At 72.1% G+C, this 11,467-nt stretch carries 11 protein-coding genes; 4 read left to right on the top strand and 7 right to left on the bottom strand.

Features of this window, described 5'->3' with window-relative positions; genetic code table 11:
- Positions 1-130: 130 nt before the first annotated feature.
- Complete coding sequence (locus tag ACZ8ZB_RS08595; RefSeq protein ID WP_470737105.1) at positions 131-1,234, top strand: calcium:cation antiporter; 1,104 nt, start codon at positions 131-133, stop codon at positions 1,232-1,234.
- A 257-nt stretch (positions 1,235-1,491) separates the two neighbouring features.
- Positions 1,492-1,965, top strand: coding sequence for a type II 3-dehydroquinate dehydratase (gene aroQ, locus ACZ8ZB_RS08590; RefSeq protein WP_470737104.1), 474 nt, complete (start codon positions 1,492-1,494; stop codon positions 1,963-1,965).
- 51 nt (positions 1,966-2,016) lie between these two features.
- Here the strand turns inward: aroQ and ACZ8ZB_RS08585 are convergent, their stop codons facing one another.
- Positions 2,017-2,673 (bottom strand): MBL fold metallo-hydrolase, encoded by a 657-nt coding sequence (locus ACZ8ZB_RS08585; protein ID WP_470737103.1) that lies wholly within the window; start codon positions 2,671-2,673, stop codon positions 2,017-2,019.
- Positions 2,674-2,712: 39 nt separating this feature from the next.
- Positions 2,713-3,402, bottom strand: coding sequence for a maleylpyruvate isomerase family mycothiol-dependent enzyme (locus ACZ8ZB_RS08580; protein WP_470737102.1), 690 nt, complete (start codon positions 3,400-3,402; stop codon positions 2,713-2,715).
- A gap of 223 nt (positions 3,403-3,625) precedes the next feature.
- Here ACZ8ZB_RS08580 and uvrA point away from each other — a divergent pair, with 223 nt between their 5' ends.
- Positions 3,626-6,640, top strand: coding sequence for an excinuclease ABC subunit UvrA (gene uvrA, locus ACZ8ZB_RS08575; protein ID WP_470737101.1), 3,015 nt, complete (start codon positions 3,626-3,628; stop codon positions 6,638-6,640).
- A gap of 63 nt (positions 6,641-6,703) precedes the next feature.
- On the opposite strand, the gene ACZ8ZB_RS08570 is transcribed toward uvrA, so the two are convergent.
- Together ACZ8ZB_RS08570 and ACZ8ZB_RS08565 are read right to left on the bottom strand one after the other, a co-directional pair.
- Complete coding sequence (locus tag ACZ8ZB_RS08570; protein ID WP_470737100.1) at positions 6,704-7,621, bottom strand: carbohydrate kinase family protein; 918 nt, start codon at positions 7,619-7,621, stop codon at positions 6,704-6,706.
- The gene (locus ACZ8ZB_RS08565) at positions 7,618-8,697 is read right to left on the bottom strand and encodes a LacI family DNA-binding transcriptional regulator (protein ID WP_470737099.1); all 1,080 of its coding nucleotides are present in this window, start codon (positions 8,695-8,697) and stop codon (positions 7,618-7,620) included. Before ACZ8ZB_RS08565 ends, ACZ8ZB_RS08570 begins: the two co-directional genes overlap by 4 nt.
- Before the next feature lie 302 nt (positions 8,698-8,999).
- Here ACZ8ZB_RS08565 and ACZ8ZB_RS08560 point away from each other — a divergent pair, with 302 nt between their 5' ends.
- Positions 9,000-9,419 carry a Rieske (2Fe-2S) protein gene (locus ACZ8ZB_RS08560; RefSeq protein ID WP_470737098.1) on the top strand — a complete coding sequence of 140 codons (420 nt, stop codon included), beginning with the start codon at positions 9,000-9,002 and terminating at the stop codon, positions 9,417-9,419.
- Positions 9,420-9,443: 24 nt separating this feature from the next.
- On the opposite strand, the gene ACZ8ZB_RS08555 is transcribed toward ACZ8ZB_RS08560, so the two are convergent.
- The 3 genes from ACZ8ZB_RS08555 to ACZ8ZB_RS08545 form a co-directional block, all read right to left on the bottom strand.
- Entirely contained in the window at positions 9,444-10,391 is a 948-nt protein-coding gene (locus ACZ8ZB_RS08555) for a hypothetical protein (RefSeq protein WP_470737097.1), read from the bottom strand.
- Positions 10,392-10,613: 222 nt separating this feature from the next.
- The gene (locus ACZ8ZB_RS08550; protein ID WP_470737096.1) at positions 10,614-11,057 is read right to left on the bottom strand and encodes a hypothetical protein; all 444 of its coding nucleotides are present in this window, start codon (positions 11,055-11,057) and stop codon (positions 10,614-10,616) included.
- Positions 11,058-11,262: 205 nt separating this feature from the next.
- On the bottom strand, positions 11,263-11,430 hold the full coding sequence (locus ACZ8ZB_RS08545; protein ID WP_470737095.1) for a hypothetical protein: 168 nt from the start codon (positions 11,428-11,430) through the stop codon (positions 11,263-11,265).
- Positions 11,431-11,467 lie beyond the last annotated feature (37 nt).

The raw sequence follows: 11,467 nt of genomic DNA, 5'->3' as shown, positions 1-11,467 counted from the left end.
GACGATCAGGATCGCGGAGCGGAGGGGCATGCCGTGCGGCGGTGACGCCCCCCGTCCCCCCTGCGCTCGGCCGGTGGTCGGAGAACCGCAGTGAGATGCGCCGCCCGTTCGCGTCTGCGACGATCGCCCCATGACCGCTCGGTTCAGGTCACTCACGGCACAGTGGACGACCCTGGTGCCGGCGCTCGCCGTGGTTCTGCTGATCCTGACCTGGGGACGGGAACTATCCGGCTGGGTCGTCGTACTGGTGACCGCGATCCTCGCGGGGGCCGTGCTGGCGGCCGTGCACCATGCCGAGGTGGTCGCGCACCGGGTCGGTGAGCCCTTCGGGTCCCTGGTCCTCGCGGTCGCCGTCACCGTCATCGAGGTGGCGCTGATCGTCACGCTGATGCTCGACGGCGGGGACAAGAGCGCGACGCTCGCCAGGGACACCGTGTTCGCGGCCGTGATGATCACCGTCAACGGAATCCTCGGACTGAGTCTGCTGGCGGGCTCACTACGCCACGGCACGGCGGTGTTCAATTCGGAAGGCACCGGCGCGGCCCTCGCCACGGTGGCGACGCTGGCGACCCTCAGCCTCGTGCTGCCGACGTTCACCACGAGCAAGCCGGGCCCGGAGTTCTCCACCGTGCAGCTCACGTTCGCGGCGGTCTCCTCGCTGATCCTCTACGCCTTGTTCGTGGCGACCCAGACCGTCAGACACCGCGACTACTTCCTGCCGATAGTCAAGCAGAACGAGGCGCCCTCCACCGAGCAGGAGCACGCCGAGGCGCCCTCCACGCGCACCGCCCTGATCAGTCTCGGGCTGCTGGGCCTGGCCCTGGTCGGAGTGGTCGGGCTGGCCAAAGGGGTTTCGCCCACGATCGAGTCCGGGGTGGACGCCGCCGGGCTGCCCCACTCCGTCGTCGGTGTGATCATCGCCCTGCTGGTCCTGCTCCCGGAGACCATCGCCGCGGTGCGGGCCTCGCGCCGCAACCAGGTGCAGACGAGCATGAACCTGGCGCTCGGCTCGGCGATGGCCAGCATCGGTCTGACCATCCCCGCCGTCGCGCTGGCCTCCCTGTGGCTCCCCGGTCCGCTCGTCCTCGGCCTCGGCAACACCCATATGGTGCTGCTCGCCCTGACCATGGTGGTGGGCGCGCTGACCGTGGTCCCCGGGCGGGCCACACCGCTCCAGGGAGGCGTGCACCTGGTGCTGCTCGCGGCCTATCTGGAGCTGGCGATCAACCCCTAGCGGGAAAGGGCCAGCGGTACACGGCCGCACGCTGCTCGACGGCGTGGGCCGGGCCCCACCCGTGGTTCGTGGGCCGCCCGGGGACCCAGGTCCTCGGGCGGCCCACGAGCAGTGCCGGGCAGTGCCGGGATCACGGCCGCGCGGTCACCCGGCACGGGCTCGGGCAGGGCTCATCGGCCGTGCGCCACGCCGTGATAAACCGGGTCCGAGCAGCGGTTCCGACGAGGACCGCGCCACCCCGACGGACCGGAGGAACCGTGCCCCGCAACCTGGCCAACGCCCCCATCATGATCCTCAACGGCCCCAACCTGAACCTGCTGGGACAGCGCCAGCCGGAGATCTACGGCTCCGACACGCTCGCCGACGTGGAGGCGATGTGCGCCAAGGCGGCGGCGGCACGGGGCGGCACGGTGGACCTGCGCCAGTCCAACCACGAGGGCCAGCTGGTGGACTGGATCCACGAGGCGCGGCTGAACCACTGCGGGATCGTCATCAACCCCGGCGCCTACTCGCACACCTCCGTCGCCGTCCTGGACGCCCTCAACGCCTGTGACGGCCTGCCCGTGATGGAGGTCCACATCTCCAACATCCACCGGCGCGAGTCCTTCCGCCACCACTCCTACGTCTCCCTGCGCGCCGACGGTGTCATCGCGGGATGCGGGGTGCAGGGGTACGTGTTCGCGGTGGAGCGGATCGCGGCGCTGGCGGGCCCGGGAGTCGCCGAGGCGTAGACCCGCTCGCCGGAAGCCGAGCGCGGCGGGCGGGGCTCACAGGGGTTGCGCTCACCAGCCCCGCGCGCGCCACTCCGGCAGATGCGGGCGTTCCGCGCCCAGGGTGGTGTCGTCGCCGTGCCCGGGATAGACCCAGGTCTCGTCCGGAAGGACATCGAAGATCTTGGTCTCGACGTCATGGATCAGACGGGCGAACGCCTTCGGGTCCTTGTGGGTGTTGCCCACACCGCCCGGGAACAGGCAGTCCCCGGTGAACACATGCGGATGTCCGTGGGGGTCGTCGTAGACGAGGGCGATCGAGCCGGGCGTGTGCCCGACCAGACGGCGGGCGGTGAGCTCCACCCGGCCCACGCGGATGACGTCGCCGTCGTCGACCGGCACGTCGGTCGGCACGGGGATGCCCTCGGCGTCCTCCCGGCCCGCGTGGGTGCGGGCGCCGGTGGCCGCGACGACCTCGGCCAGCGCCTGCCAGTGGTCGCCGTGCCGGTGGGTGGTGACGACGGACGCGATGCCGTCGTCACCGATCGTCCCCAGCAGGGTCTTCGCGTCGTTGGCCGCGTCGATCAGCAACTGCTCGTCGGTGGCCCGGCAACGCAGCAGATAGGCGTTGTTGTCCATGGGGCCGACCGCGACCTTGGTGATCATCAGGTCCTTGAGTTCGTGCACGTCGGCTGGGCCGCCGACCGTCACCCGACCGCTGTACGTCATGACCGTCAGCCTATAGCGGGAACCCGTGCGGGACAGGTGCTACAGCGGGGGGAGCGACGGGAGGTCGCCGCCCTTGACCGTCAGGGCGGCGCCGTCCCGGCGGCCGGCCAGCCAGCCGAGCAGGTCGGCGGCCGTCCCCTCGACCGCGACCGGGCCGCCGTCCGCCCCGCCGCCGGTCGTCCAGGCCTTGCCGTCCACGGTGGCCAGGGCGGTCGACGGCACGCCCCGGTGACCGGCGAACCGCGCCGCGAGGAAGTCGATCTCCCGCTCCGTGAACTCCGCCGGCAGGTCCTCCAGCTCGTAACCGATCCCGAGGTCCACATGGTGCAGCTCCACCTCGGCCCACCGGCGGAACGGCAACCGCTCCGCCCGGTCCGTGACCCCGTTGCGCAGCTCCACCGTGCGCGACCAGTCCGCCGGTGCCGCGCCGGCCGCGCGGAAGCGCTCCGCGCTCTCGCGCACGTCGGTGAGGTGCGCGTCGAGGGAGCGCGGCGCGCCCCGCTCGATGTCGGCGTCCCGGGCCTCGCCGGACGCGTACATGGGGCGGCCCTCGAGGACGTTCACCAGGGCGTCGGCGTTGCGGGCCAGATGGGCCAGGACGTGGCCCCGGGTCCAGCCGGGCAGCCGTGACGACTGGGTCACAGCCGCGTTGTCCAGTGCGGCGACAGCGGTGAGCAGCCGCTCGGTCGCCGCGTGTACAGACGCCAGGTCATCAGCGTGATCAATCATGGGGTCGACCCTAGTCCCGTCACACCATCGGGTGAAGGCGGCGAAGCAGCCCCTTGAATCGAATGTACGTGCTATATGGTCGTGTTCGGCGTCGGGCATGCTGGAGAGCCGGGGTTTGTTGACAACCCGTGAAACCGAACCGGCGTTGTCAGTGGCTCCCCCTAGTCTGAGGAGGACGGGGGCTTCGCCCCTGTCATCTCTCTCAAGAAAGGTGCGGACCGGCGTGGCCGACCGTCTCATCGTTCGTGGAGCGCGCGAGCACAACCTCAAGAACGTCTCGCTCGATCTCCCGCGCGACTCGCTCATCGTCTTCACGGGCCTGTCGGGGTCGGGCAAGTCCTCGCTGGCCTTCGACACGATCTTCGCCGAGGGGCAGCGGCGCTACGTGGAGTCGCTCTCCTCGTACGCCCGGCAGTTCCTCGGTCAGATGGACAAACCGGACGTCGACTTCATCGAAGGCCTGTCCCCGGCGGTCTCCATCGACCAGAAGTCGACCTCCCGCAACCCGCGCTCCACGGTCGGCACCATCACCGAGGTCTACGACTACCTGCGCCTGCTCTTCGCGCGCATCGGCAAGCCGCACTGCCCCGAGTGCTCCCGGCCGATCTCCCGCCAGTCGCCGCAGGCCATCGTCGACAAGGTCCTGGAGCTGCCCGAGGGCAGCCGCTTCCAGGTGCTCTCCCCGCTGGTGCGCGAGCGCAAGGGCGAGTTCGTCGACCTCTTCTCCGACCTCCAGACCAAGGGCTACTCCCGCGCGCGGGTGGACGGCGAGACGATCCAGCTCTCCAACCCGCCCACGCTGAAGAAGCAGGAGAAGCACACCGTCGAGGTGGTCGTCGACCGCCTCACGGTCAAGGAGGGCGCCAAGCGCCGCCTCACCGACTCCGTCGAGACCGCCCTCGGCCTGTCCGGCGGCATGGTCGTGCTCGACTTCGTCGACCTCCCCGAGGACGACCCCGAGCGCGAGCGCATGTACTCCGAGCACCTGTACTGCCCGTACGACGACCTTTCCTTCGAGGAGCTCGAGCCGCGCTCCTTCTCCTTCAACTCGCCCTTCGGCGCCTGCCCCGAGTGCACCGGCATCGGCACGCGCATGGAGGTCGACCCCGAGCTGATCGTCCCCGACCCGGACAAGAGCCTCGACGAGGGCGCCATCCACCCCTGGTCGCACGGCCAGACCAAGGACTACTTCGCCCGTCTGATCGGCGCCCTCGCGGACGCGCTGGGCTTCCGCACCGACATCCCGTTCGCGGGCCTGCCGCAGCGCGCCAGGAAGGCCCTGCTGCACGGTCACAAGACCCAGGTCGAGGTCCGCTACCGCAACCGCTACGGCCGCGAGCGCCGGTACACCACGGCCTTCGAGGGCGCCGTCCCCTTCGTCAAGCGCCGGCACAGCGAAGCCGAGAGCGACGCCAGCCGCGAGCGCTTCGAGGGCTACATGCGCGAGGTGCCCTGCCCCGCCTGCGAGGGCACCCGGCTCAAGCCGGTCGTCCTCGCCGTCACGGTCATGGGCAAGTCCATCGCCGAGGTCTCCGGGATGTCCATCAGCGACTGCGCGGAGTTCCTGGGCGAGCTCGAGCTCACCGCCCGCGACAAGAAGATCGCCGAGCGCGTGCTCAAGGAGGTCAACGAGCGGCTGCGGTTCCTGGTCGACGTCGGCCTGGACTACCTCTCGCTCAACCGCGCGGCGGGCACGCTCTCCGGCGGCGAGGCCCAGCGCATCCGCCTGGCCACCCAGATCGGCTCCGGGCTCGTCGGCGTGCTCTACGTCCTCGACGAGCCCTCCATCGGCCTGCACCAGCGCGACAACCACCGGCTGATCGAGACCCTGGTCCGGCTGCGCGACATGGGCAACACGCTCATCGTGGTGGAACACGACGAGGACACCATCAAGGTCGCCGACTGGATCGTCGACATCGGTCCCGGCGCCGGCGAGCACGGCGGCAAGGTCGTGCACAGCGGCTCCCTGAAGGAGCTGCTCGCCAACGCCGAGTCGCAGACCGGCCAGTACCTGTCCGGCAAGAAGGCCATCCCGCTGCCCGACGTCCGCCGCCCGCACGACCCCTCGCGCCGGCTCACGGTGCACGGCGCCCGCGAGAACAACCTCCAGGACATCGACGTGTCCTTCCCGCTGGGTGTCTTCACCGCGGTCACCGGTGTGTCCGGCTCCGGCAAGTCCACGCTGGTCAACGACATCCTGTACACCCACCTCGCCCGCGAGCTGAACGGCGCCCGCAGCGTCCCCGGCCGGCACACGCGCGTGGACGGCGACGACCTCGTCGACAAGGTCGTCCACGTCGACCAGTCGCCCATCGGCCGCACCCCGCGCTCCAACCCGGCGACGTACACGGGGGTCTTCGACCACGTCCGCAAGCTGTTCGCCGAGACCACCGAGGCGAAGGTCCGCGGCTACCTGCCCGGCCGCTTCTCCTTCAACGTCAAGGGCGGCCGCTGCGAGAACTGCGCGGGCGACGGCACCATCAAGATCGAGATGAACTTCCTCCCGGACGTGTACGTCCCGTGCGAGGTCTGCCACGGCGCCCGGTACAACCGGGAGACCCTGGAGGTCCACTACAAGGGCAAGTCCATCGCCGACGTCCTGAACATGCCGATCGAAGAGGCCATGCACTTCTTCGAGGCCGTTCCGGCCATCGCCCGTCACCTGAGGACCCTCAACGACGTCGGTCTCGGCTACGTCCGGCTCGGCCAGTCCGCGACCACCCTGTCCGGCGGCGAGGCACAGCGCGTGAAGCTCGCCAGCGAGCTGCAGAAGCGCTCCACCGGCCGCACGGTCTACGTGCTGGACGAGCCGACCACCGGTCTGCACTTCGAGGACATCAGCAAGCTGCTGAAGGTCCTGTCCGGCCTGGTCGACAAGGGCAACACGGTCATCGTCATCGAGCACAACCTCGACGTGATCAAGACCGCCGACTGGGTCGTCGACATGGGCCCCGAGGGCGGTTCCGGCGGCGGCCTGGTCGTCGCGGAGGGCACCCCGGAGCAGGTCGCCGGCGTTCCGGCCAGCCACACCGGCAAGTTCCTGCGGGACATCCTGGGAGCGGAGCGGATCAGCGACGCCGCGCAGGTGCGGGCCCCGCGCAAGGCGGCGGCGAAGAAGACCGTCGCCGCCGGGTCCACCACCAGGAAGACGGCCACCAGGACGGTGGACGGTACGACCACCAGGAAGACGGCCACCAGGGCCGCCGCGAAGAAGACGACGCGGGCGGCCAAGGACTGACCGACCCACACCGGCACGCGCCGTGCCGCACGGGAACCCCGTGCGGCACGGCGCGTGCGTGCGTCAGGCGTTCCCCGGCTCCAGCTCACGGGCGTACGGCGGCTCCGCGCCCGCGCGTGAGCAGGTGACCGCCGCGGCCCGCGCCGCGAAGCCGAGCAGTCCCGTCCAGCCCTCACCGTCCAGCGCGGCCACGCCCGCGTCACTGAGCGCGTCCCGCGCGGCGAGGCCGTGCAGCAGTGCCGCGTTCACCGTGTCACCGGCACCGATCGTGTCCACCACCTCGACCCGCTCACCCGGCACGGCGTACTCGCCGCCCTCGCGGGTGAACACGGTCAGTCCGTCGCCGCCCCGGGTGACCACGACCGCCGCCGGACCGGCCGCCAGCCACTCCTTCGGGGACCCGCCGAGCCATTCGGCGTCCTCCGCGGACAGCTTCAGCAGCGACACCGACGGCAGCCAGCTCCGGAACCGGGCCCGGTAGGCGTCCGGGTCGGGGATGAGACCCGGACGGATGTTGGGATCCAGCGCGGTGAAGACGCCCCGAGCGGAGGCGGTGCGCATCAGCTCCTCGTACGCGCTCGCGCCCGGTTCCAGCACCAGCGAGCAGGTCCCGAAGGACACCGCGCGGGTCCCGGCCGGCAACGCGTCGGGGGCCGTGAACAGCCGGTCCGCGGTTCCCTCCACGTAGAAGGAGTAGGCCGCCGAGCCGTCCGCGCCGACCGTGGCGACGGCCAGCGTCGTCGGCTCGTCGCCGCGCTGCACCGACGACACGTCCACACCGCTCTCCCGCAGCCGGTCCAGCAGCGCCGCACCGAAGGCGTCCCGTGACACCCGCGAGCAGAACGCGGCGGGGGAGCCGAGGCGGCCCAGCGCCACCGCGGTGTTGAACGGGCCGCCGCCGAGCGCCGGCGTCAGCGCCGCGAGCGCACCCGCACCGCGCGGTACCAGGTCGATCAGTGCCTCACCGGCTACGACGATCACGAGGGGGTTCCTTCCGTCGGGAGATCGGGACTCTCGGACTGCCCGGTCCGCTCCGTTCCGTCCGGGCAGCCGCAGGAGGTGCGGTGCACGAAGGCGCACGGGAGCCGTTCGGTCCGCGCGGGACGGTCCGGATCGGCGAGGCGGTCCAGGAGGACGCGTACGGCCCGGGCGCCGATGTCCCTGCCGGGCTGCGCGATCGCCGTGAGGCGGGGCGTGAACAGATCCGCCCACGCGAAGTCGTCGAAACAGCACAACGCGATGTCCCCGGGCACGGACAGACCGTGTGCCCGCAGGGCACGAAGCGCCCCGATGGTCATGGCGTCGTTGGCGGTGACCAGCGCGGTGGGACGCGCACCGAGGGACAGCAGAGCGGCGGTGGCCCGCTCCGCACCCGCCGACTCCGAGTGGCCGTGCACCAGCAGCCGTTCGTCGTACGGCAGCCCGGAGGCGGCGAGCCCGTGCCGGTACCCGGTGATCCGCTCGGCGGTCGTGCTGAGCCCCGGCCGCCCCGCGATCAGGGCGATACGGCGGTGGCCCAGGCCGGAGAGATGCGTGACCAGCCGGGCCGTCGGTTCCGTGCTCTCGGCGCACACCTGGTCGAAGCGGGGTCCCTCGCCGTCCTCGGGCACGCCGACCAGCCGGTCCAGGAAGACGGCCGGCACCCGGTGACGCCCGAGATAGGCGAGCAACTCGCGCGGCTGCGCGGAGGGCGCGACGATCATGCCGTCCACGCGGCGCTCGTGCAGCAGCCGGACGACCTTGCGCTCATGCGCCGGGTCGTCGTGCGGATCGGCGATGAGGAGGCCGTAGCCGTGCTCCAGGGCGGCGCCCTCGACGCCCTGGAGGATCTCCGTGAAGTACGGGTTGCTGATCGCGGACACCGCCAGGCCGATCGTGCGGGTGCGGGACGTCACCAGGGAGCGGGCCAGGGTGTTGGGGGTGTAGCCGAGTTCCTCGACGGCGTCGAGGACGGCCTGACGGGTGTGGGGGAGTACCGGACGGGTGTCGTTCAGGACGTGGGAGACGGTCGCCACGGAGACGCCCGCGCTGAGTGCCACGTCCGCCATGGTCGCCATGGGGGCTCTCCTTCGACGCCGGCGCGCATCACGTGCTGGGGTGGGACCGTATCCCATGCGGCAGGTGGGCGTAAACGCTTGCGCAAGCGTTTACGCCGTCGTGTCGGTGCGGTCCGGGGGAGACCGCGCGGTCCGGCGCCTGCGGGGTGCCTCCCAGGCCCTCGAGGTACTGGGGGAGCACGACCGTCCGCGGGAGCGGGAGCGGCGGTGCGGTCGTCCCACCCGCCCGCGATCGGCGTGGTCGGCCCCGGTATCGTCCCCGGTGTCCAGCCCTGCACCCCCGTCCCACCCGTGGAGCCCTCATGCCCGCCCGACCCGCCGCGAGCCGCCGTACCGTCCTGCGGGGCGCGGCCCTCACCTCCGTCGCCGGACTGGGCCTCACCGCGTGCGGAAGGACCGAGGAGGGCCCCGCGCGGCTGACCGGCCCCACCGAGCTGGGGCCCGAGAGCGAGGTCGCCGAGAACGGGGCGAAGCTGTACCGGGACCACAACGTCGTGGTCAGCCGGAGCGCGGACGGCACCCTCAAGGCGTACGACACCGTCTGCACCCACGCGGGATGCCCCATCAACAAGCTCGAGGGCACGAAGCTGATCTGCCCCTGCCACGGCAGCGAGTTCGACGCCACCACCGGAAAGGCGCTGCGCGAGCCGGCGGTGGCCCCCCTGAAGGCGATGGCCGTCGAGGTGAAGAACGGCACGGTGATCGCCGAGCCGCAGGCCTGACCGGTCCGACCGGCCGGACCGCGGTCAGTCCCAGTCCCAGGCGATCCCCACGTAACCCGACCGCACGCGCGGTTCCACCAGGTGCACCGAGCGGTGCCGTCCGCTGAGCGCCAGTTCCTGGTGGCCGCCGCGCGGTGCCGCCGCCGAATGCTGGGCGAACCGGTGGCAGCGCACCGGGAGCGCCCCGGAGTCGAAGCACACCTGGAGCGCGTACTGGCCGCCGGGGGACTCCGCCCCGCGCACGTACTCGCGCGAGACGCCCGCCGTGCCGTCCTCGACGGCGTAGCGGAAGAGGAAGGTGTCACCGCTCCGCAGCCGGGTGTCGAAGAGCAGCTCGGCCGCGAGCACCCCGGTGTCGTGGTGCCGGCGGACGCGTCCGGCACGGCAGTTCTCCAGGGCGTGCACGGTCATCCGTTCCGGCGCGGCCCCGGGGTCGCCGTAGTGGACGGCCACGTAGCGGTCGACGCCGTCCCGGTACGCGCGCACGATGTGGTGCGACTCGCGCTCCGCCAGTTCGCGGCCCGCTCCGATCCGTATCCGCTCGTGGTGCCCCAGGGTGTGCAGCCCGCCGTCGCGCGGGACGCCGAGCTGGGCCAGCAGCCGTTCCCGTACGCCCGAGGCCTCGACGAGGCAGCGGTGGGACCGCCCGCCGGAGTGCCGGGCCGGCGCGTGCTCGTCCGGCTCGGCGAGCAGCCGGATCAGCGATTCCTCCGGCAGCCGCAGGATCTCCTCCAGCGCCCGCACGGCGCGCAGCGACTCCGGACGTTGCGGGCGGCGGGCCCCCTGCTGCCAGTAACTCAGGCTGGTGACGCCGACCTTCACGCCGTGGCGCGACAGATGGTGCTGCACCCGCTGCAACGGCAGTCCCCGTGCGGCGATCGCCGCACGCAGGGCGACGTGGAAGGGGCCGCCGCGCAGGGCCGAGTCCAGTTCCGCGGTGACGACGTCCGCGTGCGGTGTGGCGTGCGGCATGCAGGGGCCTTTCTGTGAAGTCCGCGACGGCTGGTCGGACCGTCGCGCGGGCACCCCGGAACCGCCCCCGCCGGCGCGGCGGAGCCTCCACATCCGTACGCCGTCGTATCAGGGCCCGGAGTTCCCCCGCATTGAAGCGTGTTGACCAAGTCCCGACAACACCTGACGCCCGGCGGCGGGCCCCCGGAAGCGGCGCGGGGCGCCTCTCGTGGCGGGGACGCCCTACCAGTGACGCCAGACCCCCGCGGGGGCGATGTCCCAGGAAGTGCCCGCGATGTCTCCCGTGCGGAAGAACAGGGCCCAGGTCACGACGGCGTCGCCGGCGCGCCGTGCGCCCAGCTCGGTCTCGAAGCCGTCGACGAACAGGTCGCCCCCCGGGCTGCACCGCGGCCCCGTGCCGTGCTCGACCGCGTACGCCTCCGTCTCCCGGGCGAGCTCCGAGGGCACCCGGCCGATCAGACGGATTCCCTCATGGGTGACCCGCGGCCCGAGCAGCCCGTCGACCAGTACGCAGGTCAGGCCGGCGCCTTCGGCGAAGTAGCGCTTCAGCGCCGGCCGGGACCACCACGGGCCCGGCCGGCGGAACGCGACCCGCCGCTGGACGCGGCCGGTCGCGTGCGGAGCCCCCATGTGGTGGTGCTCCGCGGTGAAGCCGTGTCCCGCCATGACGGTGACGGCCCGGTCCCGGTCCGTTCCGAAAGCCGGCGGTCCGATCGTCCGACGGGGGCGTACCCCCACCGCTCCCGCGCGCAGTCCGCGAGCGCCGCCCAGCGGCCCGTGTTCACGACCCGGTGATCGTCCACACGGTCCGTCCGCTGCCATCCGGCCGGAAGGACCGGAAGGACCGGAAGGGCCGGAAAGGGCCCCGGCCCTACGACGCGCCGCCCCCGCCCCGGCCCTCCCACCGCGCCCGCAGGCGCTTCGCGCGCACGATCTCGGGATCGCGCGGGTCGTGGGAGTCGGCGGGGCCGGACGCCTCGTCCGCGTACCGGCGGGTCCGGGCCGGCCGTCGTGGTTTCTCGATCCGCGTCTGTCGCATCCGACCAGCCCTCCGATTCGTGGCCGTCCGCCGATCA

It is taken from the genome of Streptomyces sp. 12E (assembly GCF_055633275.1).
Note: the sequence above shows the minus strand (reverse complement) of the source record. Positions and strands in the feature narration are given on the sequence as shown.

What these genes read in the sequence shown, in the direction of transcription:
- ACZ8ZB_RS08595 (WP_470737105.1), top strand. Translation starts at nt 131, where the DNA reads ATGACCGCTCGGTTCAGGTCACTCACGGCACAGTGGACGACCCTGGTG.
- ACZ8ZB_RS08585 (WP_470737103.1), bottom strand. Translation starts at nt 2,673, where the DNA reads ATGACGTACAGCGGTCGGGTGACGGTCGGCGGCCCAGCCGACGTGCAC.
- ACZ8ZB_RS08580 (WP_470737102.1), bottom strand. Translation starts at nt 3,402, where the DNA reads ATGATTGATCACGCTGATGACCTGGCGTCTGTACACGCGGCGACCGAG.
- ACZ8ZB_RS08565 (WP_470737099.1), bottom strand. Translation starts at nt 8,697, where the DNA reads ATGGCGACCATGGCGGACGTGGCACTCAGCGCGGGCGTCTCCGTGGCG.
- ACZ8ZB_RS08560 (WP_470737098.1), top strand. Translation starts at nt 9,000, where the DNA reads ATGCCCGCCCGACCCGCCGCGAGCCGCCGTACCGTCCTGCGGGGCGCG.
- ACZ8ZB_RS08555 (WP_470737097.1), bottom strand. Translation starts at nt 10,391, where the DNA reads ATGCCGCACGCCACACCGCACGCGGACGTCGTCACCGCGGAACTGGAC.
- ACZ8ZB_RS08550 (WP_470737096.1), bottom strand. Translation starts at nt 11,057, where the DNA reads ATGGCGGGACACGGCTTCACCGCGGAGCACCACCACATGGGGGCTCCG.
- ACZ8ZB_RS08545 (WP_470737095.1), bottom strand. Translation starts at nt 11,430, where the DNA reads ATGCGACAGACGCGGATCGAGAAACCACGACGGCCGGCCCGGACCCGC.